This window comes from Pseudalkalibacillus salsuginis, from assembly GCF_021646685.1.
Lineage (GTDB): Bacteria > Bacillota > Bacilli > Bacillales > Fictibacillaceae > Pseudalkalibacillus > Pseudalkalibacillus salsuginis.
On sequence record NZ_JAKJHW010000005.1, the window covers coordinates 18,440 to 44,424 of the forward strand.

The 25,985-nt window shown below is 41.3% G+C and carries 24 protein-coding genes and 2 tRNA genes; 25 read left to right on the plus strand and 1 reads right to left on the minus strand.

The genetic code is table 11. The features are described from left to right. The first annotated feature begins 4 nt into the window (after nucleotides 1-4). The 5 genes from rsmG (at nucleotide 5) to L1611_RS13415 (ending at nucleotide 4,615) form a co-directional block, all read left to right on the plus strand. A complete protein-coding gene (gene rsmG, locus L1611_RS13395) occupies nucleotides 5-718 on the plus strand; it encodes a 16S rRNA (guanine(527)-N(7))-methyltransferase RsmG (protein ID WP_236313994.1) in 714 nt (237 codons plus the stop codon). Between the two features lie 111 nt (nucleotides 719-829). After that, entirely contained in the window at nucleotides 830-1,711 is an 882-nt protein-coding gene (gene noc, locus L1611_RS13400) for a nucleoid occlusion protein (protein WP_236313996.1), read from the plus strand. 395 nt (nucleotides 1,712-2,106) lie between these two features. Further along, entirely contained in the window at nucleotides 2,107-2,868 is a 762-nt protein-coding gene (locus L1611_RS13405; RefSeq protein ID WP_236313997.1) for a ParA family protein, read from the plus strand. After that, on the plus strand, nucleotides 2,861-3,709 hold the full coding sequence (locus tag L1611_RS13410) for a ParB/RepB/Spo0J family partition protein (protein ID WP_236313999.1): 849 nt from the start codon (nucleotides 2,861-2,863) through the stop codon (nucleotides 3,707-3,709). The genes L1611_RS13405 and L1611_RS13410 overlap by 8 nt, the downstream gene beginning before the upstream one ends. A gap of 171 nt (nucleotides 3,710-3,880) precedes the next feature. Continuing rightward, nucleotides 3,881-4,615 carry a DUF554 domain-containing protein gene (locus L1611_RS13415; protein WP_236314000.1) on the plus strand — a complete coding sequence of 245 codons (735 nt, stop codon included), beginning with the start codon at nucleotides 3,881-3,883 and terminating at the stop codon, nucleotides 4,613-4,615. 182 nt (nucleotides 4,616-4,797) lie between these two features. On the opposite strand, the gene yyaC is transcribed toward L1611_RS13415, so the two are convergent. Further along, nucleotides 4,798-5,418 carry a spore protease YyaC gene (gene yyaC, locus L1611_RS13420; protein WP_236314003.1) on the minus strand — a complete coding sequence of 207 codons (621 nt, stop codon included), beginning with the start codon at nucleotides 5,416-5,418 and terminating at the stop codon, nucleotides 4,798-4,800. A gap of 122 nt (nucleotides 5,419-5,540) precedes the next feature. Here yyaC and L1611_RS13425 point away from each other — a divergent pair, with 122 nt between their 5' ends. The 20 genes from L1611_RS13425 (at nucleotide 5,541) to L1611_RS13525 (ending at nucleotide 25,917) form a co-directional block, all read left to right on the plus strand. After that, on the plus strand, nucleotides 5,541-6,536 hold the full coding sequence (locus L1611_RS13425; RefSeq protein ID WP_407681734.1) for a YkvI family membrane protein: 996 nt from the start codon (nucleotides 5,541-5,543) through the stop codon (nucleotides 6,534-6,536). An 83-nt stretch (nucleotides 6,537-6,619) separates the two neighbouring features. Further along, nucleotides 6,620-6,820 (plus strand): DUF951 domain-containing protein, encoded by a 201-nt coding sequence (locus tag L1611_RS13430; protein WP_225067218.1) that lies wholly within the window; start codon nucleotides 6,620-6,622, stop codon nucleotides 6,818-6,820. Nucleotides 6,821-7,209: 389 nt separating this feature from the next. Continuing rightward, nucleotides 7,210-8,307 carry a redox-regulated ATPase YchF gene (gene ychF, locus L1611_RS13435; protein WP_236314008.1) on the plus strand — a complete coding sequence of 366 codons (1,098 nt, stop codon included), beginning with the start codon at nucleotides 7,210-7,212 and terminating at the stop codon, nucleotides 8,305-8,307. Nucleotides 8,308-8,727: 420 nt separating this feature from the next. After that, the gene (rpsF, locus tag L1611_RS13440; RefSeq protein ID WP_236314010.1) at nucleotides 8,728-9,018 is read left to right on the plus strand and encodes a 30S ribosomal protein S6; all 291 of its coding nucleotides are present in this window, start codon (nucleotides 8,728-8,730) and stop codon (nucleotides 9,016-9,018) included. Between the two features lie 17 nt (nucleotides 9,019-9,035). After that, nucleotides 9,036-9,569, plus strand: coding sequence for a single-stranded DNA-binding protein (gene ssb, locus L1611_RS13445; RefSeq protein WP_221567496.1), 534 nt, complete (start codon nucleotides 9,036-9,038; stop codon nucleotides 9,567-9,569). 56 nt (nucleotides 9,570-9,625) lie between these two features. Then, a complete protein-coding gene (gene rpsR, locus L1611_RS13450) occupies nucleotides 9,626-9,853 on the plus strand; it encodes a 30S ribosomal protein S18 (RefSeq protein WP_221567495.1) in 228 nt (75 codons plus the stop codon). 593 nt (nucleotides 9,854-10,446) lie between these two features. Further along, entirely contained in the window at nucleotides 10,447-11,142 is a 696-nt protein-coding gene (locus L1611_RS13455) for a Type 1 glutamine amidotransferase-like domain-containing protein (protein ID WP_236314012.1), read from the plus strand. Nucleotides 11,143-11,280: 138 nt separating this feature from the next. Next, nucleotides 11,281-12,216 carry a YybS family protein gene (locus L1611_RS13460; protein WP_236314013.1) on the plus strand — a complete coding sequence of 312 codons (936 nt, stop codon included), beginning with the start codon at nucleotides 11,281-11,283 and terminating at the stop codon, nucleotides 12,214-12,216. A gap of 12 nt (nucleotides 12,217-12,228) precedes the next feature. Further along, nucleotides 12,229-14,202, plus strand: coding sequence for a DHH family phosphoesterase (locus L1611_RS13465; protein ID WP_236314014.1), 1,974 nt, complete (start codon nucleotides 12,229-12,231; stop codon nucleotides 14,200-14,202). Beyond that, nucleotides 14,199-14,645, plus strand: a complete 447-nt coding sequence (gene rplI / locus L1611_RS13470) for a 50S ribosomal protein L9 (RefSeq protein ID WP_236314015.1) — start codon at nucleotides 14,199-14,201, stop codon at nucleotides 14,643-14,645. Before L1611_RS13465 ends, rplI begins: the two co-directional genes overlap by 4 nt. A 23-nt stretch (nucleotides 14,646-14,668) precedes the next feature. Further along, a complete protein-coding gene (dnaB, locus tag L1611_RS13475) occupies nucleotides 14,669-16,033 on the plus strand; it encodes a replicative DNA helicase (RefSeq protein WP_236314016.1) in 1,365 nt (454 codons plus the stop codon). Between the two features lie 484 nt (nucleotides 16,034-16,517). Beyond that, on the plus strand, nucleotides 16,518-17,804 hold the full coding sequence (locus L1611_RS13480; RefSeq protein ID WP_236314017.1) for an adenylosuccinate synthase: 1,287 nt from the start codon (nucleotides 16,518-16,520) through the stop codon (nucleotides 17,802-17,804). 288 nt (nucleotides 17,805-18,092) lie between these two features. Continuing rightward, nucleotides 18,093-18,168, plus strand: a tRNA-Asp gene (locus tag L1611_RS13485). 102 nt (nucleotides 18,169-18,270) lie between these two features. After that, nucleotides 18,271-18,346: transfer RNA gene (locus L1611_RS13490), tRNA-Phe, on the plus strand. Nucleotides 18,347-18,600: 254 nt separating this feature from the next. Then, nucleotides 18,601-20,097: a M23 family metallopeptidase gene (locus L1611_RS13495; RefSeq protein ID WP_322972559.1), complete on the plus strand. Its 1,497-nt coding sequence runs from the start codon at nucleotides 18,601-18,603 to the stop codon at nucleotides 20,095-20,097. Between the two features lie 270 nt (nucleotides 20,098-20,367). After that, nucleotides 20,368-21,075, plus strand: a complete 708-nt coding sequence (yycF, locus tag L1611_RS13505) for a response regulator YycF (protein ID WP_236314022.1) — start codon at nucleotides 20,368-20,370, stop codon at nucleotides 21,073-21,075. Between the two features lie 4 nt (nucleotides 21,076-21,079). Then, nucleotides 21,080-22,906 carry a cell wall metabolism sensor histidine kinase WalK gene (gene walK / locus L1611_RS13510; protein WP_236314024.1) on the plus strand — a complete coding sequence of 609 codons (1,827 nt, stop codon included), beginning with the start codon at nucleotides 21,080-21,082 and terminating at the stop codon, nucleotides 22,904-22,906. Further along, nucleotides 22,906-24,315 carry a YycH family regulatory protein gene (locus L1611_RS13515; RefSeq protein WP_236314026.1) on the plus strand — a complete coding sequence of 470 codons (1,410 nt, stop codon included), beginning with the start codon at nucleotides 22,906-22,908 and terminating at the stop codon, nucleotides 24,313-24,315. Before walK ends, L1611_RS13515 begins: the two co-directional genes overlap by 1 nt. Nucleotides 24,316-24,317: 2 nt before the next feature. Next, on the plus strand, nucleotides 24,318-25,127 hold the full coding sequence (locus L1611_RS13520; RefSeq protein ID WP_236314033.1) for a two-component system regulatory protein YycI: 810 nt from the start codon (nucleotides 24,318-24,320) through the stop codon (nucleotides 25,125-25,127). After that, nucleotides 25,102-25,917, plus strand: a complete 816-nt coding sequence (locus tag L1611_RS13525; RefSeq protein ID WP_236314035.1) for an MBL fold metallo-hydrolase — start codon at nucleotides 25,102-25,104, stop codon at nucleotides 25,915-25,917. Before L1611_RS13520 ends, L1611_RS13525 begins: the two co-directional genes overlap by 26 nt. The last annotated feature ends 68 nt before the right edge of the window (nucleotides 25,918-25,985 follow it).

Below are 25,985 nucleotides of genomic sequence, written 5' to 3' on the forward strand. Positions count from 1 at the left end.
TCGCATGAACAGTGAAAGGTTTCAAAAAATGCTGGAGGAGAAAGGAATCAGCCTTTCTCCTCAACAGCTTCACCAATTTGATACATACTTCAAGACATTAGTAGAGTGGAATGGAAAAATGAATCTCACTGCAATTACCAATGAAGAAGATGTTTATTTGAAACATTTCTATGATTCGATTTCTGCAGCATTTTACTTTGATTTCACTCGTATCAACAACATTTGTGATGTCGGTGCGGGTGCAGGGTTTCCAAGCATTCCGCTGAAAATTTGTTTTCCTCATCTTGATTTGGCGATTGTTGATTCTTTGAAAAAACGGATTACTTTCTTAGAGCATCTTTCTCAGGAAATAGGTTTGAAGGATGCCCACTTTTATCATGATCGTGCAGAAACCTTTTCAAGAAAGAAAGAGCATCGAGAACAGTATGCACTTGTGACTGCGCGTGCTGTGGCACGTATGTCCGTCCTTACAGAACTATGCATGCCGCTTGTCAGACAAGACGGTACTTTTTTAGCAATGAAAGCTGCGAGCGCGAAGGATGAACTGGAAGATGCGAAGCGGGCAATCGGACAATTAGGAGGCGAATTGGATAAGGTTGAAAAATTCTCGCTGCCGATTGAAAACAGTGAACGCAATCTAATTTTTGTCCGTAAACAAAAATCGACACCGAAAAAATTCCCTAGGAAACCAGGCACGCCGAATCGAAATCCACTTTAGTTTCACGTGGAACAAACAAATTTTGTCGGAATAAAGATGATGGTTACTAAAGGAAATGGGATTCAATCTGTAGAATGTTCTATATGGAGTTTGATAAAGGTGGTGTGAGAGATGAAACATCCGTTTTCACGATTGTTTGGTTTAGGAGAAAAAACTTCAGAAGCTGAAGTGGAAGAGAGCTTGGCAGCAGAACAAGAAGAGTTCAGTGGAAACGAAGAAGTACTTCAAATACCTATCGGAGAGATTGTGCCAAACCGATATCAACCACGTACGGTCTTTATAGACGAACGAATTGAGGAATTATCGCAAACGATCAAAACACACGGTATTATCCAGCCGATCGTTGTAAGAAGAAGTAACGGCCAATATGAGATCATCGCTGGTGAGCGGCGTTATCGTGCGGTTCAGAAGCTTGGCTGGCATTCAATCCCTGCAATTGTCAAAGAATTCAACGAATCACAAACGGCATCCATAGCGTTGATTGAGAATCTTCAGCGTGAAGAATTGTCAGCGATTGAGGAAGCAACGGCTTATGCGAAGCTGATTGAAATCCATGGGCTGACCCAGGAGAGTCTTGCACAACGTCTAGGAAAGGGACAGTCTACAATTGCAAATAAGCTCCGTTTATTAAAGTTGCCTGATGCAGTTCAACATGCCCTTTTAAATAAAGAAATAACAGAGCGCCACGCCAGGGCACTCATATCGTTGAAAATACCGGAAAAACAAGAAAAGATCCTGGTTGAAATCAAAGAACGCAATCTGAATGTGAAGCAAACAGAAGAACGTATCAAACAACTTTTGGAATCAGGAGATACGGAAAAGAAGCGGAGAATGAAGCCAAAGCGAAAGTCTGTAAGTAAGGATACACGCCTGGCTTTGAATACGATCCGGCAATCGATCGATATGGTTCACCAGACAGGTTTGGCCATTGATACCGCTGAAGAGGATCATACTGATTATTACCAGATCACAATCAAAATCCCTAAAAAATAATAAGGATTGACGGAAAGAGCTTGTCTTTCGTTGCGATAAACCTCTCCCAGACAATAATTTCAGGGCGATGAACAAACAACGACGGACAGCTCTTTTTTTGAACAAGGGGAGCCAGGATGGTACCTGATCAACAGCATTAGATTCACAAACAGCTCTGTACTCTTCTTTGTAATTTAAGGGAGACAGTTGTTTTTCGCTTCATTTCAAAGTGAAAGCGTAACAAAATTCAGTCAATTATCGAAACTTATAAGAGTTTCTTTTTTTATGGCACTTTGAGAGAACTATGTTGTTCTTTTCATAGAGGATTTCGACAATTTCAAACAAAAAGTCCATTCCTCCTCATTTTTTCATGATAAAATAAAAAACAAAGTAGTGTAGGTAAGGTAGGTGACATTGTGGCGAAAGTCGTAGCGATTGCAAATCAAAAAGGCGGAGTTGGGAAAACAACCACATCTGTGAACCTAGGTGCATGTTTGGCATATCTAGGAAAGAAAGTTTTACTCATTGATATTGACCCCCAGGGGAACGCCACAAGTGGAGTAGGTATAGATAAAGGGGATATTGAACAGTGTATTTATGATGTTCTTGTAGATGATGTCGAGGCAAGTAACGTCGTGCAACAAACCAATGTAGAAGGGTTGTATGTCATTCCATCTTCTATACAGCTTGCTGGAGCAGAAATCGAACTGGTCCCAACGATTTCACGGGAAGTGCGTTTGAAACGAGCAATTGAACTAATTACGGATCAGTTTGACTACATAATCATTGATTGTCCGCCGTCATTAGGGCTTTTGACGATCAATTCATTGACAGCAGCTGACGCTGTCCTGATTCCTGTGCAATGTGAGTACTATGCATTGGAAGGGTTGAGCCAATTACTTAATACAGTGAGGCTGGTCCAAAAACATTTGAATAAGCAACTGATGATTGAAGGAGTACTGCTTACGATGTTTGATGCCAGGACAAATCTGGGGATGCAAGTGATCGATGAAGTGAAGAAATATTTTCAAGAAAAAGTTTATAGGACTGTCATTCCTCGAAATATTCGTTTAAGTGAAGCACCTAGCCACGGGAAACCGATCATCATCTATGATCCAAAGTCCCGGGGAGCTGAAGTTTATTTAGACCTCGCAAAGGAAGTGATGAAGAATGGCTAGAGGATTAGGGAAAGGCTTCAATGCATTATTTCCCGCTAACGAATTAGAAACGGAACAAGAGATCCAAGAAATCGAATTAGGAGAAATCCGTCCGAATCCTTATCAACCAAGGAAAACATTTGATCAAAAAGCGATAGATGAATTAAAAGAATCCATAGAAACACATGGTATTCTCCAGCCAATCATCGTCCGGAAAACGATAAAGGGCTATGAAATCGTTGTAGGTGAACGCAGGTATCGTGCAGCAAAGGAAACAGGGCTTAAGAAGATCCCAGTCATTGTCAAAGAGTTGAACGAGCAGAAGATGATGGAATTGGCCATGATTGAGAACCTGCAAAGGGAGGATTTAAACCCGATTGAAGAAGGACAAGCCTATGCAAGCTTGATGCAGGAACTCGAACTCACTCAAGAACAATTAGCCCATCGGTTGGGGAAAAGCCGTCCTCATATCGCCAACCATTTAAGATTGTTGCAGCTGCCTTCATTGGTTCAACAATTATTAGCGGAGAAAAAATTATCGATGGGGCATGGCAGGGCGTTACTTGCAGTAAAAAACAAAGCCAAAATCAGCCCACTTGTACAAAGGATCATAAAAGAAAACTTAAGTGTCCGGCAAGTGGAAACGATCATACAGCAAATGAATAAAAATGTTTCACGTGAAACAAAGAAACGAAAGCCTGAAAAAAATGTATTTGTAAAAGAGAAAGAGGAAACGTTACGAGAGCGTTTCGGCACCACCGTATCCATCAGACAAAACAAACGAAAAGGGAAGATTGAAATCGATTTCTTCTCACAAGACGATCTAAACCGAATCTTAGAAATGCTGGAAGGGAAAGAGTAGAAACGGGCCATCTTAGAGATGGTTTTTTCTTTTACAGGAGCCATTGTTGCGGATCGTACGCGAAAAGGGACTGAATTTCGCAACTACCGAAGGAAAAAGGAAGGACACAAAAGTTTTTTTCTTTAGGGTTAGATAGTTGAAATGTAGATAAAGAGGGAAGTGGGGGGCACCATGGTTTTACTCGGAACCATCGTAAATGGTTTAGCAATTGTAGTTGGAACAGCACTCGGACTCATTTTCACTAAAATTCCAGAAAGTACAAAAACAACTGTTTTACAGGCGATGGGCCTTGCAGTTGTTCTTTTAGGGGTGAAAATGGGGTTTGAAAGCAATCATATTCTTCTTGTCATCCTTAGTCTGGCCATTGGAGGGGTGATTGGCGAAAGTTTGCGCATGGATGATCATTTGAATCGGTTAGGTTCGTGGATTGAAAAGAAAGCTGGAGCTAAAAAAGAGGGAAGTGTAGCGAAGGCTTTCGTGACAGCGACAATGGTTTTCGTAATTGGGGCACTTTCAGTCGTAGGAGCTTTAGACAGTGGACTACGGCTCGATCATGAAGTGCTCTATACAAAATCCTTGCTTGATGCTTTTATTTCAATGATTTTCACGACTACCATGGGATTCGGTGTCATATTTTCTGCGATCCCTGTCGTTTTGTACCAGGGAGTGATCGCACTTCTTGCTACGCAAATCCAGAATCTGTTTGATCCAGATCAGCTTCAAACCTTGATTACTGAATTAACGGCAACTGGGGGGATTTTGATTTGTGCAATCGGTCTCAATTTGTTGAAGGTGATGCACATCAAGGTTCTGAATCTCTTACCAAGCTTGCTTGTGGCTGCAATCCTAGTGTATCTCCTCCAATACAAACAATCCTTTTTGAATCTTTTTTCTTCTATTTTTTAATGCTGCTAAAGGTAGGTGTTGACAGCAGAAAATTGCTTTTGCGAAATTCACGATACTATTGCGGGAAAAGTGGACAAGGTAAGACCTTAAAAGAAGAACAAGCGATTTTTTAAAAAAAACACCCGTTTATGTAAATAGAACAAGAAAGGGTGCTGATTCCGAGTCAGCACCCTTTTTTATGCTCATTGTAATTCAGCAAGATCTTTCGTGAAGGTTGCTTCAGCGGCAGGCCGTTTTTGGAAGCTGTTCCTTACACTTGCTAAATAGATCCCCTCTGCAATCAGATCTGCCATTTTCATCACTAAATTCAACCGGGTGTTTTGGAGGACAAAATACTCCATGAATCCACTGACATTTACAATTCCCGTAAGATGGATTTCCCCAACAGGTGGTAATTGCTTCTTGACTGCTGCCCCAGGTTTGACGGGCCCTTCACCTAATGACACCATTCCAACACTGCTTAATTTGCCAAGACAGGCATCGATTCCGATAATGAAAGGATTAATATGGCTATTCCTGATTTCCTCTAATCGTTCTTCAAGATTGACTGCGTGCACCGGCTCTTCGAGGGTTCCATACACTTCATATTGAGGGGAGTGTTTCGCTTTCAGTTTTGTACCGACAAGGGGTCCTAATGAATCTCCAGTTGAACGATCGGTTCCAATACATACAATTACAATCGGTCTAGATGGAGGAAGAAGCTTGGTTAGATTACGGGTGACTTCTTGAATCGCATCCTGGTCTTCATGATGGATTTTATATTGAAACGGTTTTTTTGAAAGTAATCTCCGTTTTAGATTCATAGGACCCTCTCCTTTGTAATAGTAGTATCAGTATACGGATAAAATTTGGACTCTATACATAAATCCGATAAATACTAAACGTTAGGGAGGATAAAGAATTGGTGCGATCAGGATTACAATGGATGTTCCTAATCTTGGGAACCGTCATAGGAGCAGGATATGCCTCAGGAAGAGAACTGTGGCAATTTTTTGGCCAAGAAAGTGTACTTGCTATCGTGTTGTTTTCCCTATTGTTCAGTTTTTGTTGTTACGTAATCATGTCCATCGGTTTTAAGGAAAAGACGATTCACTACCGTCCAGTATTGGAAAAATTGATTGGGACTCGAGCAAGTGGTGTATTTGATCTTTTGATCATACTGTATTTGTTTTCCACCACTGTTGTCATGCTGGCTGGTGGTGGAGCGACCTTGCATACATTTCGGGTTCCCTATTGGATCGGTGTTTTATTCATCGTAACCTTGCTTGTCTTATTATTCTTTTGGGATGTGGAAGGAATGATCTCCATGAACGCGTTCGTCATTCCGATTCTGGTCATCCTGTTATTATTCGTCTTGTTTCTATTCACTAAGAACCATATGGCTCAGTTCCCGATTGATCTGCGTCACCAATCCAATTGGCCCTCAGCCTTTACGTTTACCGCCCTCAACATTTTACCTCTCGTTGCAGTGTTATCTGCGGTAGGGGACCAGATCCGTTATAAGGGAGAAATACTCATTGCAAGCATAGGAAGCGGGGTTGTACTAGGCGGAATCTCGCTTTTGTATAACCAATCATTGATTTCCATTGCGAATGAAATCATGCTTTATGAAATCCCATTGTTTGCGATATTAAAGCATTACCCGTATTTCTGGGTATTGATCATGTCTATCCTGCTATGGATTGCAATCTATACGACAGCAGCTTCAGGTGTCTTCGGAATCATTTCGAGATTCCGGGATAAAACTTCGATGCCGTTCTGGCTGATGAGTGCGGTTTTGTTGCTTATTATGATGCCATTGACGATTTTTGGATTTTCGACTCTTATAGCGGTCTTATACCCGATTTATGGAATCCTTAACCTCTACATTTTAGCAGCGATCCTTCTCCAACCGTTCATGAGCCGAGCAGAAAAAACGTAAGGCGATCACCTTCAAAGCACCTTGCGTACAGGTCGTATCCTTTGTAATATAGAGATACGGATAATGAATGGAGGGCAGATGCTATGAGCCAGACAAAAGAGTTTGAGCTTCATGATATTGTCGAAATGAAAAAACCTCACCCATGCGGGGAAAATCGCTGGAAAGTGATCCGGTTAGGTGCTGACATACGAATTAAATGTATGGGATGCGAACATAGTGTCTTGCTTCCGAGAAGGGAATTCGTTCGAAAGTTGAAAAAAGTCCTTACAGATCATAAAGAGTAAGCCCAGGAGGCTTGCTCTTTATTTTAAGATAAGAAAGTATTAAGTTTTGTTGCGGTGAAGCAATGTCTAGCTCCAACGCCCAGCCACTTGGATCACTTCAGGCCTCCTGTGGCGGTCAACACATTGATTTAGGTCGAAGTGTTTGCCCGCGCAGAACCGAACTTTGTTTAGTTCGAGACTCTTCGTCGGACTTCCAGTGACCTTCGTGGCTGGTCAGGGCGTTTGCGCTTTTCTTGTGGATGTTTCACGTGGAACATAAGGATGAATGAGTTCTTTTTTTAGATTAGTAATGTAATAGAAACGGCGTGTCCACGCTTGTCTTTTTCTGCACTTCTCTCTATAATTGGAAAGGATGTATAACAGGTGGACAATTAAAGGAGTGTATATAGATGGCTTTAACAACTGGGATCGTCGGATTGCCGAACGTAGGAAAATCCACTTTATTCAATGCGATCACACAAGCTGGAGCAGAAAGTGCAAACTACCCGTTTTGTACAATCGATCCGAACGTGGGTATTGTAGATGTTCCTGATCATCGGTTGCAAAAACTCACTGAACTGGTGAACCCGAAGAAAACAATACCAACACATTTTGAATTCACGGATATTGCTGGAATCGTAAAAGGTGCAAGTAAGGGAGAGGGACTTGGGAATCAATTCTTGTCCCATATTCGTCAAGTCGATGCGATTTCTCATGTCGTCCGTTGTTTTGAAGATGATAATATCACCCATGTTTCCGGGAAAGTAGATCCGATTGATGATATCGAAACAATCAACCTTGAGTTGATCTTTGCAGATATGGAAACCGTAGATAAGCGGATCACACGTGTTGAAAAGCTTGCGCGTCAAAAAGATAAGGAAGCTTCCTATGAATTTGAAGTCCTTTCAAAATTGAAGGAAGCGTTTGAAGCTGAGAAGCCTGCACGAAGCGTAGAATTGACAAAAGAGGAGAGAAAACTCGTTCATGGTCTTCATCTCCTCACTATGAAACCAGTCCTCTATGTGGCAAATGTCGGAGAAGACGATTTATTGGAGGGTGGAAATGAACTCGTTGAACGTGTAAAAGAATACGCGGTAAACGAAAAAGCAGAAGTGATCGTGATCAGTGCGAAGGTTGAATCTGAAATTGCTGAACTTGATGGCGAAGAGAAACAAGCTTTCTTAGAAGAGCTCGGAATTGAAGAGAGCGGATTGGATCAGTTAATCCGTGCAGCGTACAATTTATTAGGTCTGGCCACCTACTTTACAGCCGGAGAACAGGAAGTAAGGGCTTGGACATTCCGTCAAGGGACGAAAGCTCCTCAAGCAGCAGGCATCATCCATACCGATTTCGAACGCGGATTCATCCGTGCAGAAGTGGTGTCTTATGATGATCTAGTAAATGCTGGTTCGATGGCTGTTGCACGTGAAAATGGAAAAGTAAGATTAGAGGGTAAAGAATATGTAGTCAAGGATGGAGACGTCATTCACTTCCGGTTTAACGTGTAAATCCATCTGTTATTGACTGGTCAATATAGGGCAGACCAACTCCGAACTTACGCCTGAATGTCGCGTCGGAGTGGTTTGCTCATTTTTTACATTTAAAGAAAGTATAAAATACTTTCTTCAATATAAGTGCAACTAAGGCTCAGCCTGCGCTAAAGGCTTGGCCTTGCCAGTTCCGCTAATCCAGCAAACCGGGAATAATTTTTAGAAAATAAGATTTCTGCCGTCCTCTAAAAAGTTCACAATCGTTTTCCAGTTAGAAATGAATAAAAATGTGTAACGTCATGAAATCACTAATCTTCCCTTGTTATAGCTTGGACTTTTTGCTATAATGAGTCGGTGTGAGTTATTATTGTTTAGATAATTGACTCTCCTTGCTTTTACAAGAGTAAAAGCCGCTAAGACCAAAAGGAGGTGACCGGAATGCGTAGATATGAAATCATGTATATTCTGCGCCCGAATCTAGAAGAGGAAGCTCAAAAGGCAACAGCTGAAAAAGCTCAAAACATCCTCACTGATAACGGTGCTGAAATCGAAAAAGTTGATGCAATGGGTAAGCGTCGTCTTGCTTATGAAATTAATGATTTCCGTGATGGCTACTATACAGTTCTTTATGTAAAGGCTGAAAGTGATGCTATCAATGAATTCGACCGTCTAATGAAGATCGACGATAACGTTCTTCGTTTTATGACAATTGTAAACGAACAGCAGTAATTTAAGGAGTGGTTCTGTTGATCAACCGCATTATTCTTGTCGGCCGGCTAACGAAAGATCCGGAGCTGCGTTACACACCGAATGGCGTGGCCGTAGCGAATTTCACATTGGCGGTTAACCGTCCTTTCACGAACCAACAAGGGGATCGTGAAGCGGATTTTATCAATATCGTCGTATGGCGCAGGCAAGCAGAAAACGCAGCTAATTTCCTGAAGAAAGGAAGTTTGGCAGGCGTTGATGGCCGTTTGCAAACAAGATCTTACGATAATAATGAAGGTCGTCGAGTGTACGTAACCGAAGTAATGGCAGAAAGTGTTCAATTCCTTGAACCTAAGGGATCCGGATCTGGATCAGGTTCTTCTAACCAGGGGGGATACCGGGATCAAGATAATCCTTTCGCTGGTCAAGGAAGCCAAGGAGGAGGCTACGGAAATTCTGGGAATCAGAATTTCGGCGGTGGCAATCAGAACCGTAAAAACGACTCTAATGATGATCCTTTTGCAAATGATGGTAAACCTATCGACATCTCAGATGACGATTTACCGTTCTGATGGACATCAACGATAATATATGAACGACTGACAACATATGAAAAGGAGGGTTATGCATGCCTCGTCCAGGACGTAGAAAGCGTAAAAAGGTTTGTTTTTTCACAGTAAACCAAATCACTTATATCGACTACAAAGATGTTGATCTTCTTAAGCGTTTCGTTTCCGAGCGTGGAAAAATTCTTCCACGTCGTGTAACTGGAACTTCTGCGAAGTACCAACGTCAATTGACTAGAGCAATCAAGCGTGCCCGTCAAATGGCATTGCTTCCATACTCAGCTGAGTAAAAAGAAAAAAGCAGTAGGGTTCAATATCCTATTGCTTTTTTATATTGGAAATAAATTCGCCGATTGACATTCTCAGTCCTGGTGTTTCTAGATGGTTTTATCTTAAAGCGATATTCGAGATACACCTGTAGAAAAAGCGAGCAGACGAGCAAGGAGCCTTCGGGAACCCCTGTATGATGAATACTATCAGACAGGCCGAACAGATCAAAAAATGTGCTTAAGTCCTCAACACTTGTCCAAACAGACTTGTCCGTATTACATACTATGTAGTGTGAGTCAGCTAATCGTTCGTGGAATGGATGCCCTCATTCTCCTTTAATGAACCCTCATCCGAACACTCCAGTGTAGAGGTCCTCCATCGCTTGACACACGATGATCATTTTACTCGGCTTCCAGGAACATGATTCTATTAGCTGCTCCATGGTAATCATGAATTATTCAAGCATATCCGAAGGACTGCGTCCAATTTTGGGCAAGTCCTTTTTACATTTATCGGCTCCGATACATGATTAAAATTAATTTAAAGGATATAACGGGTAGGTATGGAAAGTATCTTGTTATAGATTTCTTTTAAAAAAGGATTGATGATAGAAATGGACACACAAATCATTGCCATGGGCGGCGGCGGTTTTTCGATGGAGCCTGATCATTTACTGCTCGACCGTTACATTTTGGATCAAGCACGTTCAGAAAAACCTAAAGTGTGCTTTCTTCCGACAGCAAGCGGTGATGCAGACGGGTATATCGAGAGATTCCTCCGGGCGTTTGAAAATCTTCCATGCCAGCCTACCTATTTATCGCTTTACAGACCTCCACATTCGCTTGAGTCATTTGTGCTGGACCAAGATATCATTTATGTCGGTGGAGGGAACACGAAGAATCTGCTTGCACTCTGGAAAGAATGGGGATTGGATGCGATTCTGTACCGTGCTTGGAAGAAAGGTGTCATATTAGCAGGATTGAGCGCTGGTTCTATTTGTTGGTTCGAACAAGGACTTACGGATTCCTATCCGGGAAAAATTTCACCGATTACATGCTTAGGTTTCTTGAATGGAAGCAACTGCCCCCATTATGATGGAGAAGAAGCCCGCCGCCCTGCCTACCATCGTTATTTAATGGACCGTAGTATTAAAGAAGGGATGGCTGCTGATGATGGCGTAGCACTTCATTATATGAATGGAAGACTGGAAAGAATCGTATCATCAAGAAAGGACGCTTCAGCTTATTGCTTGAAACTGAAGGACGGCCGTGTTCATGAAGAAAGGATAAATCCACTTTTTCTCGGCTAATATGGAAATAAGGGATCATATGGAATGGGAGGAAAAATTCCTTTTCAGGAGTTTTAACGAGTGAATAATTATGTTTGAACCAAAACATAGAAACCCATACAATAGAAAAGGATTTAAAGTTGCAGATGAGGTGACATCGTGAATCAAACTAGAGCTTTAACAGAGGGGGCTATACTCGCATCCCTGTATGCTGTATTATTTCTTATAACACTTTTCGTACCGGTATTATCCTTATTTACGATTTTTTTACTATCCTTGCCTTTTGCGATTTATACGGTACGGCATGGTGTGAAGAAGAGTCTCATTTTTATAATGACTACAATTGTATTATCCGTTATTTTAGGGACCGTGGCAGCACTCAATATTCCAATTTTGTTCGGCTCCGTTGGAGTAGTCATGGGACATCTTTACCGGAAAAAAATATCTTCATTCGGCCTTTTAGCAGGAACGGCATTAACATATTTAGCAAATTTCATACTGATCTATGTGATTAGTATCCTTTTTTTAGATATCAATCTAATTGATGCAATGAACCAATCGATTGAAAAAACCATTGCACTTACAGAAAATATCAGCGGTGCTATGGGTGGAGATGCTGAGACTACCATACAGCAATTGAGGGATCTGATTGAAGTTGTTCCATACCTTATTCCTGGATTATTGGTCATCCTCTCAGTGCTTTTTTCATTCGCATCCATTTTTGTAACAAACCTATTGATGAAGCGCTTTAAGGTTGATGTTCCACATTGGGAACCTTTCCGTAATTGGTCATTCCCTAAGAGCATCATCTGGTATTACCTTGCTGTGATTTTACTTCAATTGACGAATCCGGAACAAGGAACAGCTCTTTATATCATTACGATGAACTTATATATTGTCTTGGAAATGATCCTTGCCATCCAAGGGTTGGCGTTCATCTATTTCTATTTCTGGGTGAAGAAAAAAGGGAAGACGATACCGGTACTCATTACGATCAGTCTGTTTATCATACCAGTGGGATTACATGTTGTACGTATCTTAGGTATAATTGATTTAGGATTTGATTTAAGGAAGCGGATTAAGCCTGAAGCGTAGGAGCTGACCATCATGCCGAAGTTCTTTGAAAAGAGATGGCAGGAATTACATATTCTCTTATTACTTGTAATTTTAGCTATATTCATAGGAATCATCGCCTACTATAATTGGATAATGGGGATCGTCGCTTTTTTCATACTTGGAGTGACGGTATATTTTGCATTGATAAAGGAAATCGAATTCCGGTCGAATATAGAGGATTATATTTCTACGCTTTCACACCGGGTGAAAAAAGTAGGGGAAGAAGCCCTGATGGAAATGCCGATCGGGATCATCCTCTATGATGACCAATATAGAATTGAATGGACAAATCCTTATTTGACCACAATCATAGAGCAAGAATCCTTTATCGGCAACTCCCTCAATTTGATTTCTGAAGAGCTTATCCCTTTCATCAGAGGAGAAGAAAAAGAAGAAATCATCAAGGTGAATAAACGGAAATACCGTGTTTATTTAAAAAGGGAAGAACGATTGCTATATTTTTCGGATGTCACCGAACAAGTTGAAGTGGAAAGGCTTTATGATGAAGAACAGACAGTCATCGGGCTCATCTTTCTGGATAATTATGATGAAGTGACACAAGGAATGGATGATCAAGTTCGAAGTAACATCAATAGCAAAGTGACCTCCATATTGAACCAATGGGCGACCGATTATGGTATTTTCTTAAAACGGACGTCCTCAGACCGGTTTATTGCTGTATTGAATCAACGGATCTTAGCAGAACTGGAAAAGACTAAATTTGCTCTGTTGGATGAAGTACGTGATCTCACATCTAAACAGAACATCCCGTTGACCTTAAGTATCGGACTTGGAAGCGGCTCGGCTATGCTGCCTGAACTTGGACACCTGGCTCAATCCAGCCTGGATCTTGCTTTAGGCCGTGGCGGTGATCAGGTCGCCATCAAGCAGACGAACGGGAAAGTACGTTTCTATGGTGGGAAAACGAATCCGATGGAGAAACGGACCCGTGTCCGTGCACGAGTGATTTCACATGCCCTTACAGAGCTTGTGTTGGATAGTGACCAGGTGATTGTCATGGGCCATAAAAACCCTGATATGGATGCCCTAGGAGCCTGTATCGGTATATTGAAAGTGGCCAGCATAAACGATAAGCCATGCAGTGTTGTGCTCGATCAGAATGACATTGATATCGGTATACAACGATTGCTTGATGAAATCAAAGAGAAGGAAGAGCTTTGGGAGCATTTCGTTACGCCTGAGGAAGCACTGGAACGCGCAACTCCAAATACACTGCTGGTTGTGGTGGATACACATAAGCCATCGCTTGTGATTGAAGAACGATTAGTCAATAAGTTGGAAAAAGTGATCGTCATCGATCACCACCGCCGTGGTGAAGAGTTCATCGATGATCCGGTACTTGTATATATGGAGCCTTATGCCTCATCAACCGCAGAACTTGTTACCGAATTACTAGAATATCAACCCAAACTCAGAAAAATGGAAATTCTTGAGGCAACGGCTTTATTAGCCGGCATTATCGTAGATACGAAGAGTTTCACTTTACGTACAGGATCCAGGACATTCGATGCAGCTTCTTATTTACGATCTCATGGAGCGGATACGATTCTTGTACAGAAGTTCCTTAAAGAAGATATCGATCGTTATGTAAAACGTTCAAGGTTGATTGAGAATTCCCATATCTACAAAGGCGGTATTGCGATCGCTAAAGGAGATGAAGATGAAGAGTTCGGCCAAGTGCTCATCGCTCAAGCAGCTGATACGCTTTTATCGATGTCTGGAGTTCTTGCATCGTTTGTGATTTCGAAGCGGATTGATGATAAAATCAGTATAAGTGCCCGATCGCTCGGTGATGTGAATGTCCAGTTGATTATGGAAAGATTGAATGGTGGCGGTCACTTGACGAATGCAGCGGCTCAATTGGAAGATGTTACGATTGAAGAAGCAGAACGACAATTGAAGGAAATTATAGATCAATATTTTGAAGGGGGAGACGAGAATTGAAAGTTATCTTTATTAAAGATGTAAAAGGTAAAGGAAAACAAGGTGAAGTGAAGAACGTTTCGGAAGGATACGCACGCAATTATCTATTTCCGAATAATCTCGCAAAGGAAGCGAATAAAGGCAACCTTAAAACACTTGAGAAAAAGAAAGAAAGCGAAAAGAAGCAGGCAGAAGAAGAACGTCTCGAAGCTGTTAAACTCAAGGATGAGCTTGAAAAACTCACCATTGAACTTTCGACTAAAGCAGGTGAGGGTGGGCGCTTATTCGGCTCGATTACAAGCAAGCAAATTGCTGCTGAACTGAAGGGAAAAGGCTATAAGGTTGATAAGCGAAAGATCGAGCTTTCCGACCCGATCCGTTCGTTAGGTTATACGAATGTACCTATTAAACTACACCCAGATGTAACCGCAACATTGAAAGTCCATGTGTCAGAAGAGAAATAATAGAATGAAAAGGAGGAAAGGCTATGAGTGATCTTTTTTCAGATCGGATCCCTCCTCATAATATTGAAGCAGAGCAGGCAGTCCTAGGGGCTGTCTTTCTAGAGCCTGAATCGTTGACGACAGCAACAGAACTCCTGATGCCTGAAGATTTTTACCGTGCAGCTCATCAACGCATTTTTTCTGTTATGGTCGATTTGACAGATAAAGGGGAGCCTATTGACCTAGTAACGGTCACATCGGAATTACAGGATCGTAAGCTTCTAGAGGAAGTAGGCGGGGTATCTTATTTAAGTGACCTTGCCAATTCAGTACCAACAGCTGCGAATATCGAATATTATGGGCAAATCGTGGAAGAAAAGTCGTTGCTCAGAAGATTGATCCGCACGGCAACAGATATTGCAGCAAACGGTTATTCTCGTGAAGATGAAGTAGAACAAATTCTAAATGAAGCTGAAAAGAATATTCTAGCAGTTGCACAAAGAAAAAATACCGGTGTTTTCAAATCGATTAAAGATGTTCTCGTTCAAGCCTACGATAATATTGAAATTCTCCAAAATAAAAAAGGAGACATCACCGGGATCCCGACTGGCTTTGTTGAACTGGATCGGATAACGGCTGGCTTCCAGCGAAATGACTTGATCATCGTTGCAGCCCGTCCATCAGTCGGTAAAACAGCCTTTGCATTGAATATTGCACAAAATGTAGCTACCAAAACAGATGAGAATGTAGCGATTTTCAGTTTGGAGATGGGAGCAGAGCAGCTTGTCATGCGTATGCTTTGTGCAGAAGGCAATATCGATGCACAGCGCCTCCGAACAGGAGATCTGCAGCCTGAAGACTGGCAAAAGCTGACGATGGCAATGGGCAGCCTTTCGAACGCCGGTATCTATATTGATGACACGCCAGGTGTGCGTGTCAGTGATATTCGGGCGAAATGTCGTCGTTTAAAGCAAGAAAAAGGACTTGGTATGATCTTGATCGACTATATGCAACTGATTCTGGGAAATGGAAAGCCAGGGGAGAACCGTCAGCAGGAAGTATCTGAAATTTCCCGTTCATTGAAAGGGCTCGCACGTGAACTGGAAGTGCCGGTCATTTCACTTTCACAGCTATCCCGAGGAGTAGAATCACGACAGGATAAACGACCGATGATGTCTGATATCCGTGAATCAGGAAGTATCGAGCAGGACGCAGATATCATCGCCTTCCTATATCGGGATGATTATTATGATAAAGAAAGTGAAAATAAAGATATCATTGAGATTATCATAGCAAAGCAACGTAATGGCCCAGTCGGAACCGTCGAGCTTGCTTTCGTTAAAGAATATAACAAGTTTGTCAATTTAGAACGACGGTTTAATGAGAATGAAATGCCGCCTGGCGCATAGGGGGCTGTCCCAATAGTGTCAGACACTTTAGGGACAGCCTCTTTTTTCACGTTAGGAAAGTATAACCTTTCTACATGAAGTAAGTTCGACGTAGAGGAAAAGCTTTACGAACCAAGTACAAGGGCAACTAAGGCTCAGCCTGCGCTTAAGGCGCAAAGGATAAAAAGTATAAAAATTTTGGTTGCGGTGAAGAATATCTAGCTCCACCACCAACCACTTGGATCACTTCAGACCTCCTGCGGCAGCACCAGCCTCCTCGTCGGACTTCCAGTGACCTTCGTGGTTAACCAGGCGTTTCCGCTTTTCTTATACAATATAGCAGGGTTTGAAAATTTTGGTTGAGTGAAGGGTCTTAATCACGAACGTATTGAAAAAATCACAATATAAATGTTCGGATTTATTGACATTTATATGTTATATTGATAAAATTAGCATTGTTTTTAAAGCAATAGACGAACTGTTACATAACCTTGGAGGTGTCTATATGAGTTCTGTTGTTGTCGTTGGTACCCAGTGGGGTGACGAAGGAAAAGGGAAAATTACAGATTATTTATCACATGATGCTGAAGTTATCGCACGTTATCAGGGTGGAAATAACGCCGGTCATACAATTGTTTTCAATAATAAGAAATATAAACTACACTTGATTCCATCAGGGATCTTTTATGATAACAAGACATGTGTCATCGGAAATGGAATGGTCATCGATCCGAAGGCATTAGTTCAAGAATTGGAGTACCTCCATAATCATGGTGTAAACACTGATAACTTAAAAATCAGTAACCGTGCGCATGTCATTCTTCCTTATCATTTGAAGCTTGATATCTTGGAAGAAGAAAGCAAAGGCGAAAACAAAATTGGCACAACGAAAAAAGGAATTGGTCCTGCATACATGGATAAGGCAGCTCGTACAGGAATCCGGATAGCAGACCTGCTTGATAAGGAAGAATTCGCTGAAAAACTTGAGCGTAATCTACGTGAAAAGAACCGTTTATTTGAAAAGGTTTATGAAGTGGATGGCCTTAAGTTAGAAGATATTCTTGATGAATACTACGATTATGGCCAGCAAGTTGCCAAATACGTAACGGATACATCAGTCACGTTGAATGACGCGCTTGATAACGGCCGTCGCGTATTGTTTGAAGGAGCCCAAGGGGTCATGCTTGATATCGACCAAGGGACATATCCATTTGTCACCTCCTCTAACCCGATTGCTGGCGGAGTCACAATTGGCTCAGGTGTCGGGCCATCGAAGATCCATCATGTGGTAGGTGTCTCCAAAGCGTATACAACACGCGTGGGAGATGGACCATTCCCTACCGAATTGAATGATGAAACCGGAGACCTGATCCGTGAAGTCGGAAATGAGTACGGGACGACAACAGGACGACCTCGTCGTGTAGGTTGGTTTGACAGTGTCGTAGTCCGGCATGCAAGACGTGTAAGCGGGATTACCGATTTATCGCTAAATTCAATCGACGTACTGACTGGAATCGAGACATTAAAGATCTGTACAGCCTATCGATACAACGGAAAAGTCATTGAAGAGTTCCCAGCAAGCCTTAAAGTGCTTGCTCAATGCGAACCCGTTTACGAAGAAATGCCGGGTTGGACAGAAGACATTACGGGTGTACGTTCATTAGACGATCTTCCAGAAAACGCCCGCCATTATGTTGAACGGATATCCCAGCTGACAGGCATTCCATTATCAATCTTTTCTGTAGGACCAGACCGTAAGCAGACGAATATGGTAAGAGGCGTATTTGCATAAATTGATTAACCCAGGTATCGAAGGCGATATCTGGGTCTTTTTTTTAAAAGGATAAGAAAGCCTCCTCGTTGGACTTCTAGTGACCTTCGTGGCTAACCAGGGCGTTCCCGCTTTTCTTGTATTATAATTCAGCGTAAGCCGATAATATCATTACAACGATTCTCATTGAAATTTAATAGATTACATGATACTATTTACTTTGTCGGTCAAAAGATAAACAGAGGGAATATTCATAGGACCTGTGGTAGAGTCCACCATGGTTCACCATTTACTACGAGAAACTAGCTTGGACCCGTGGTGTAGGGGTTAACATGCCTGCCTGTCACGCAGGAGATCGCCGGTTCAAATCCGGTCGGGTCCGCCATCTATATGTTCAGTTCAACGCTGGATCATCAGCGAGCTATCCGATACATTAACCTCCTCGCATAAGGGATAGGGAATGAGAACAAATTTAATACATCCACATGGCTCGATAGCTCAGTCGGTAGAGCAGAGGACTGAAAATCCTCGTGTCGGCGGTTCGATTCCGTCTCGAGCCACCATCATGCATGACTTAGAAATCATGCTTTTTTTATGCCGTTTTTTAGGATTAAATCCCTATATACCCAAATAAATGGAAAACCTTTTACAACAACAATACAGTTTCATTACAAAACGATGTAATATATTGTCGGATAATTTGGACTTATGATACCGTTTATATCGGTGTCATCTCTATAAATAGACTAAAAGTCACAATGATATCTAACCAATTATGTTGCAGAATACATAGTAGGAGGGGACAAAAGTTTTGGGTATGGGGAAGAGTAGGTTAAATAGAGCCATGGGAAAAAGCAGGGTAAAAACGGCCAGGCTCTGGAGAATACAAAAAATAACAGTATTGACCGTTCTAGTAATTATACTGGGATCGTTAGGCTTCACGGCCACTACACAAGCTTCAGATGATCGCTTTGAACTGATCAAAACAGTTTATCATGTGTATGTGGGCGGGGAAAATATCGGTCTAGTGAATGAGAAGAGTTTTGTGGAAGACATTAAAAAAGATATCCAGGTGAAAGCTGAAGATCGTTTCAAGAATGTAGAGCTGGTTATTAATGAAACTGTGGAGTACGTTCCTGAAAGAATCTTCAATCCGGAGATCAATCATCCATCAGTCAAGCAAAAGCTTGAGGACCGTCTTACGATCGGTATACAAGGTGTAAAACTGTCATTCGGTGGAAAAACACTCGGCTATTTCAAGAACGAAGAAGCAGCTGAGGAAGTACTCCGCGAGTTAAAGCTAATATATACAGACGGACAAACACTTGATCAATTAGAAGAAAGCGGATCGAATAAAAAAGAGACTGAAGAAATTGAAGAAGAGGATGGTAAGAAAGAAGATAAAGTTTTAAGTATATCTTTTGATGAAAAGGTAGATATTGAACCATCGAAAGTGCAAGCTGAAGATCTTACAGAACTTAAAGATGCTTTATCCAAATTCAAAAAGGGTACCTTGGAAACACAAAAACATGAAGTGAAAAAAGGTGAAACAATCAAATCGATCGTAAAGAAGTATGACCTGAACCAGGAAAAGTTATATGAATTGAATCCTAAGCTCAATAAAGACGATAAATTGAAGGAAGGGCAAGAACTGGTTGTATTGGCATATGAGCCCTATGCACAAGTGATTGTCAAAGAAAGATTGACCAAGGAATATACGATCGATCATAAAACAGAAGTCAAAAATGACGATTCAATGCTAAAAGGTAAAACAAAAATAGACCAAAAAGGTAAAGATGGTAAGAAAGCTGTCCAATATACCATTACCAAAACAAATGGAAAAGTGACTAAAGAAGAAGTTTTGAATGAGGAAATCCTTTCTAAACCAGTCAAGGAAATCAAGCATAAAGGGACGAAGGTCATCCCATCACGCGGGACCGGCTCCTTCCAATGGCCTGCAGTTGGTGGTTATGTGTCCAGCTATAAAGGCCAACGCTGGGGCAGGGCCCATAAAGGAATCGATATCGCACGCCCAAGCGAGCGCTCAATCCTGGCAGCAGATAATGGAAAAGTTATATCCGCAGGCTATACAACAAGCGGATATGGGAATAAAATTGAAATAAACCATAATAACGGATTTAAAACGGTATATGCGCATCTTGCTTCGATCAGTGTCTCACCTGGACAAACTGTCAAAAAAGGACAAAAGATCGGTGTCATGGGTTCTACAGGAAATTCAACGGGTGTGCACCTGCACTTTGAACTTTATAAGAACGGTGCGCTGCAAAATCCTTTGAATTATGTAAGCCAATAATCAGATACCTCTGGCAGGTCATTCCTGCTGGAGGTTTTTCTATAATGGGGTATTACACCTGCAGATTTCCTCATATCGACATAGTGTGGTAAAATAAGTGAAAACTATGAAAACGAAGTTTAAAAATATACATCCTATTGAATTGGTTTTAACGCGCACTTAAAGAAGGTATAAATTTCTTCTTCAGTATAAGTGCAACCATGTAAGGCTAAGCCTTCACAAGGCTTGGTAAAACCCAAGTTTTTCTTTATATGAAAAGGAGACCAGGATATGGATAAGAAAATTTTAGTCGTTGATGATGAGAAACCGATCGCCGATATTTTGCAATTTAATCTTGAAAAAGAAGGATTCACCGTCATTTGTGCTTACGACGGTGCAACTGCGCTTGAAAAAGCAGAAGAGGAAATGCCGGACATGATTTTGCTCGATATCATGCTGCCACAAAAGGATGGTATGGAAGTATGCCGTGAAATCCGTAAGAAATATGACATGCCGATCATCATGTTGACAGCTAAAGATTCAGAAATTGACAAAGTTCTAGGCTTAGAGCTTGGTGCAGATGATTATGTGACAAAACCATTCAGTACTCGAGAACTTATTGCTCGTGTGAAAGCGAATATGCGCCGTCATCAACAAGAGGGTGAGCGGGAAGGTCTTGATGGCACAAGCGAAATCAAGATCGGCGCTTTGACAATACATCCCGAGGCTTATCTTGTGACAAAGCGGGGAGAAACCATTGAGTTGACTCATCGTGAGTTTGAATTGCTTCATTATATGGCCAAGCATATCGGGCAGGTCATGACCCGTGAACATTTGCTTCAAACTGTATGGGGATATGACTATTTTGGTGATGTACGTACAGTAGACGTAACAGTACGTCGTTTAAGAGAAAAAGTGGAGGACAACCCTAGTCACCCAATGTGGATCATTACAAGACGGGGAGTAGGGTATTATCTAAGAAATCCAGACCAGGAGTAATTCAATGGAAAAGGTTGGCTTCTTTAAATCAATACATTTTAAGTTTGTTGTGGTTTATATACTTCTTATCATAATCGCCATGCAAGTCATTGGCGTTCTTTTTATGGAGCGGCAAGAAGATAAATTGAAGGGTAACTTCACAAAGAATGTTGATGAAAATGCTGACATGATAGAAGTTAATTTAGAAGGAGAACTAGAAAAGATCATTAAAGATACAGAGAAAGAAGAATCTTATCAAAATTTGACCTCTTTAATAAGAGACTTGTCCTATTCCGATATGGACCGTTTGTTAGTTGTTAACCTCGATCAACAGATTATAGCAGCCAGTGATGAGAGTTTGGTCGGCAGGAAAACTTCTGATAATATGATTTCGATTTCCCAGGCTCTATTAGGTTCACCGACGAACGATATTTTTCAGAAAAAAGTCGGGGATCAACTTGTCCGTACTTATGTCGTTGCAAAACCAATCCAGACCCCTAGTGGTCAAGTCTTAGGTGCCTTATATATTGAAGCATCCATTGAGGAAATATATGAATTGTCGCGGACACTCAACGAAATTCTTGCAAATGCGACAATTATTGCCCTGGCAATAACCGCATTACTAGGCATAATTCTCGCAAGAACAATCACCCGCCCGTTAGCTGATATGCAGAAGCAGGCACAAGTCATGGCGAGGGGAGACTTCACCCGTAAAGTGCGTGTCTATGATAGGGACGAAATTGGCCAGTTGGCTGCATCTTTTAATGATCTGACAAACAAGCTGCAGGAAGCGAATGAAATTACCGAAAGTGAACGTACGAAGCTTCGTTCGGTCCTTTCTTATATGACAGATGGCGTCATTGCAACTGACCGTGAGGGTTATATCATTCTAATGAATGACCGTGCAGAGGAAATGTTGTCTTTATCACGCCATGAAGCGATGGGCTTGTTTTTACCAGAAATTTTAGGTTTAGAACAAGATTTTTCTATTGACCAGCTTGAAGAATCACCGAGTTCATTGATTTTAGACTATAGCTCAAAAGAAGTGCCTTTTATTATCCGGGCAAGTTTCTCTGTGATCCAGAAGGATGATGGTCCGGTGAATGGGATGATTACCGTTTTGCACGACGTAACAGAACAAGAACAAATTGAGAAAGAACGCAGGGAGTTCGTATCTAACGTATCTCATGAACTTAGGACCCCATTGACGACAATGAGAAGTTACTTGGAAGCCTTGGCAGAAGGTGCCTGGCAGGATGAAAATCTCGCACCGAAGTTCTTGAACGTCACACAGACAGAGACAGAACGGATGATCCGTCTAGTAACAGATTTACTCCAATTATCAAAAATGGATAATAAAGACTATCAGTTAAACTTCCGGAAGGTTAATTTGACGGAGATGATGCAACAAGTCATCGATCGGTTTGAGATGTCAAAAAGTGAAAAAATCTCATTTGAAAAGCATTTATACAATAAACCACTGCCTGTAAGGATAGATCCAGATAAAATCATTCAAGTGTTGGATAATATCATCTCAAACGCATTGAAATATTCTCCAGACGGCGGTAAAGTCACCTTCAACCTTATAAAAGAAGCGACCAATGTCCATATCAGCATAAAAGATGAGGGCGTTGGAATTCCGAAGCAAAACCTTACAAAAATCTTTGAACGATTCTATCGTGTCGATAAGGCGAGGTCACGAGAAATTGGCGGTACAGGTCTTGGACTTGCGATCGCGAGTGAGGTCGTCAAGGCGCATAACGGGGAAATCTGGGCAGAAAGTGAGTTTGGAAAAGGCACGACGATTCATGTGAAGCTTCCGACTCATCAAACCAGGGAGGAAAGAGTGTAATGTTATGGAAGCGATTCATCCGTCCATTGAAAAAATTCTATACGACCATTTGGGACAATATTGAAAAACTGAAGTCAGTATTGTTGACTCTTCTTATCGCACTTAGTATTTTCCTGACTTACAGCCTATGGACATTTACCCCGAATAACAATGTCCTGGAGGATGAGACGACGATCGAGACGAAAATCCCTGATGGAAAAAAGGAAAAGCTTTCGAACATCATCCAGCCTTGGCAAGTAATCATACATCATGATTCAAAGCACTACTGGTCCTATTCAACGGATCAAGATACAGTTTATAATAAGTTGCAAAGTGCTTTGCTGATCGGGAACGACCAAATCGATTATAATGAAAGGATTCAAACAGAAGGGATTGATATCACCTATCCTACCGGCATACCGGTCAGTGTACTTAAAGAAACGTTCAAATTCAGTAATGACACCCCTTTTAAGAATTATGAGGGGAATGTAGAACGGTTGAGGGTTCATAATGATGATGGTCAATGGAAAATACAGTTCATTTTCGAAGCTGAAGAAATTGGTGAAGGGACAGATGAACATAGGGATCCGGTCGTCTTTCAATATGAGATCTCGGATAAATCCACCAATGCATTGATTGAAATGATGGTAACGTCAAAAAATACGGTGGAAGTCGATGAGTATGAGTTTGAAGGTAATACCTTTTACTTACCAATTGAAAAAATGAATGTCGATACCTACTATTACTCGACAAGTGAGGTTGACATCAGCTTATTTGTAAAAGCTCTCCTGCCTCCTGGTTGGGCTAAAAGGAAGACGGACAACAAAGTTTTTTATGCTGAACCAAAGAGTCAAATCACTTATCTTCAAGACTCCAAAGAACTTACTTATATCAATCGGAACAGCCATGATGAATTGCCAAGGCAAAATGCCATCATTCAAAGTCTGGATTGGATCAATAATCATGCTGGGTGGACAAATACATACCACCTTTATCATTACGATGATTCCTCTTTAAACACCGATACAGACAGCCATCAGAAGGAAATTTCTTATCGAATGATCATGAACGGGCTTCCGATCATGGACGATAGCATTGGGCAGATTTCATTAAAATGGATGACGAATCAAGCCAGCGAATATAACCGTTCACTAGTCTATTTGAGAGAAAAAATTTATACACAGGACTCTTCCACAACTTTGGCAAAAGGTGCAGATGTCATCCAAGCTTTATCGGAGCTTTCCGATGCCAACAGTGTATCAGATATCACAATCGGTTATACACTCAAGCTTGATCTTGAAAGTGATAATCCAGGTATAGGCAATACGTTATTTTTAGAACCAGCTTGGTACTACAAGAACCGATCATGGACAACCTGGAGAAAAGTAGATTTTGAATCGATAGAGCCGATCAAGAATAAGGGAGGGTAAGAATGGACTGGAAGAATATCAAAACCATCTTCATATTTAGTTTTCTTATTCTGAATTTCTATCTTGGTTCGGAACTATATGAAAAGGAGTATCCGGATTTTGCTACCCTTAAAGAAGAAACTTTAAAAAAGTTGGATATCGAATATAACGAAAAATTACCAACGATAGACCCGGACCTCCCCCTTGTCAGTGGGACATCTACAAAGTTCACAGACAAAGCGGCAGAAGAATTTACGAAAAAGAACGACAACCAGGAAGTCAATGTCCTGGCCAACCAGATCATTTATTCAATATTGAAGGAACCGGTCCCTCTTTCAACGGACAGTGATAATCAAGCCGAACTTGAAACCTTTGTTGAAGAATATGTTCCAAATCATGAAAAATATGAATATTGGAAGCATGATGAGAAGCGAAATCTATATTTATTCAGACAGCATAAAGGGGAAGTTCCCTTCTATTTCAGTGACTATGTTACTGAAAAGAATCTAACTGGATTGATTGAGATATCTACGAACAAAGAAGATAAGATCACTAGTTATAAGTTGACATCAATGGATATAACTGAACTGGATACTGACGATAAATTGATTACAGCTGAGGATGCGCTGTTAGTTCAGAACATACCTCCTGGAACTACTTTGCTAGACATTGATCTAGTCTACTTTACATTGATTATGAATGAAGGGTGGAAGGTGTTTGTACCAAGCTGGCATATCGTTACTGAAGACCAAGAGCTGATGGTAGATGCGACTGATTCCTCTGTCATTACCCTTGATAGTTATAAAGATGAAGTTGAAGAAAGTGAGGAATAACGTGAAGTTTAGTGTTTTGGCTAGTGGAAGTACTGGGAACGCATGTTATGTTGAAACGGAAAAAAGCCGTCTGCTTGTTGATGTCGGTTTAAGCGGAAAGAAAATGGAGGCTTTGTTCAAAAAAATAAACCGAGATCCACAGTTTCTCGATGGTATCCTCGTAACCCATGAGCATAGTGATCATATTAAAGGATTGGGGATATTATCACGACGTTACAAGCTGCCGATCTATGCCAATGAAAAAACATGGATTGCTATGGAAAACCAAATCGGCAAAATACCGACTGATCTGAAGTTCCATTTTGAATGCGATCGAGTACAATCCTTCGGCGATTTGGATGTTGAGTCCTTTGGTGTATCCCATGATGCAGCCTCGCCTCAATTTTATGTGTTTCACCAAGGGGATAAGAAGCTGACCCTTGCCACTGATATGGGTTATGTCAGTGATCGGATCAAAGGGACAGTTAAAGATTCGGATATGATTATCTTTGAATCGAATCATGATATCGATATGTTGATGATGGGGAGATACCCATGGAACATCAAGCGTCGTATACTGGGTGATCATGGCCATGTTTCTAATGAAGACGCTGGTGAAGCCCTGGCTGAAATCATTGGTGACAAAACACGTCGTATTTATCTGGCCCATCTGAGCAAGGATAACAATATGAAAGATCTGGCAAGAATGTCGGTTCAGCAAACCTTAGAGAATCGCGGATTTGAAATCGGTGAAAAGGTAGCTCTATATGATACGGATGCAGAAGTTCCGACAGAACTCATAACGGTTTAGAGAAACAGGTTTCAAAACTGTCAGTTACGGTAATATAGTATGTGGTTTATAAATGTCAAAAATCACCC

What these genes read in the sequence shown, in the direction of transcription:
- rsmG (WP_236313994.1), top strand. Translation starts at nt 5, where the DNA reads ATGAACAGTGAAAGGTTTCAAAAAATGCTGGAGGAGAAAGGAATCAGC.
- noc (WP_236313996.1), top strand. Translation starts at nt 830, where the DNA reads ATGAAACATCCGTTTTCACGATTGTTTGGTTTAGGAGAAAAAACTTCA.
- L1611_RS13410 (WP_236313999.1), top strand. Translation starts at nt 2,861, where the DNA reads ATGGCTAGAGGATTAGGGAAAGGCTTCAATGCATTATTTCCCGCTAAC.
- L1611_RS13415 (WP_236314000.1), top strand. Translation starts at nt 3,881, where the DNA reads ATGGTTTTACTCGGAACCATCGTAAATGGTTTAGCAATTGTAGTTGGA.
- yyaC (WP_236314003.1), bottom strand. Translation starts at nt 5,418, where the DNA reads ATGAATCTAAAACGGAGATTACTTTCAAAAAAACCGTTTCAATATAAA.
- L1611_RS13425 (WP_407681734.1), top strand. Translation starts at nt 5,541, where the DNA reads ATGTTCCTAATCTTGGGAACCGTCATAGGAGCAGGATATGCCTCAGGA.
- L1611_RS13430 (WP_225067218.1), top strand. Translation starts at nt 6,620, where the DNA reads ATGAGCCAGACAAAAGAGTTTGAGCTTCATGATATTGTCGAAATGAAA.
- ychF (WP_236314008.1), top strand. Translation starts at nt 7,210, where the DNA reads ATGGCTTTAACAACTGGGATCGTCGGATTGCCGAACGTAGGAAAATCC.
- rpsF (WP_236314010.1), top strand. Translation starts at nt 8,728, where the DNA reads ATGCGTAGATATGAAATCATGTATATTCTGCGCCCGAATCTAGAAGAG.
- rpsR (WP_221567495.1), top strand. Translation starts at nt 9,626, where the DNA reads ATGCCTCGTCCAGGACGTAGAAAGCGTAAAAAGGTTTGTTTTTTCACA.
- L1611_RS13455 (WP_236314012.1), top strand. Translation starts at nt 10,447, where the DNA reads ATGGACACACAAATCATTGCCATGGGCGGCGGCGGTTTTTCGATGGAG.
- L1611_RS13465 (WP_236314014.1), top strand. Translation starts at nt 12,229, where the DNA reads ATGCCGAAGTTCTTTGAAAAGAGATGGCAGGAATTACATATTCTCTTA.
- dnaB (WP_236314016.1), top strand. Translation starts at nt 14,669, where the DNA reads ATGAGTGATCTTTTTTCAGATCGGATCCCTCCTCATAATATTGAAGCA.
- L1611_RS13480 (WP_236314017.1), top strand. Translation starts at nt 16,518, where the DNA reads ATGAGTTCTGTTGTTGTCGTTGGTACCCAGTGGGGTGACGAAGGAAAA.
- L1611_RS13495 (WP_322972559.1), top strand. Translation starts at nt 18,601, where the DNA reads ATGGGGAAGAGTAGGTTAAATAGAGCCATGGGAAAAAGCAGGGTAAAA.
- yycF (WP_236314022.1), top strand. Translation starts at nt 20,368, where the DNA reads ATGGATAAGAAAATTTTAGTCGTTGATGATGAGAAACCGATCGCCGAT.
- walK (WP_236314024.1), top strand. Translation starts at nt 21,080, where the DNA reads ATGGAAAAGGTTGGCTTCTTTAAATCAATACATTTTAAGTTTGTTGTG.
- L1611_RS13515 (WP_236314026.1), top strand. Translation starts at nt 22,906, where the DNA reads ATGTTATGGAAGCGATTCATCCGTCCATTGAAAAAATTCTATACGACC.
- L1611_RS13520 (WP_236314033.1), top strand. Translation starts at nt 24,318, where the DNA reads ATGGACTGGAAGAATATCAAAACCATCTTCATATTTAGTTTTCTTATT.
- L1611_RS13525 (WP_236314035.1), top strand. Translation starts at nt 25,102, where the DNA reads ATGAAGTTGAAGAAAGTGAGGAATAACGTGAAGTTTAGTGTTTTGGCT.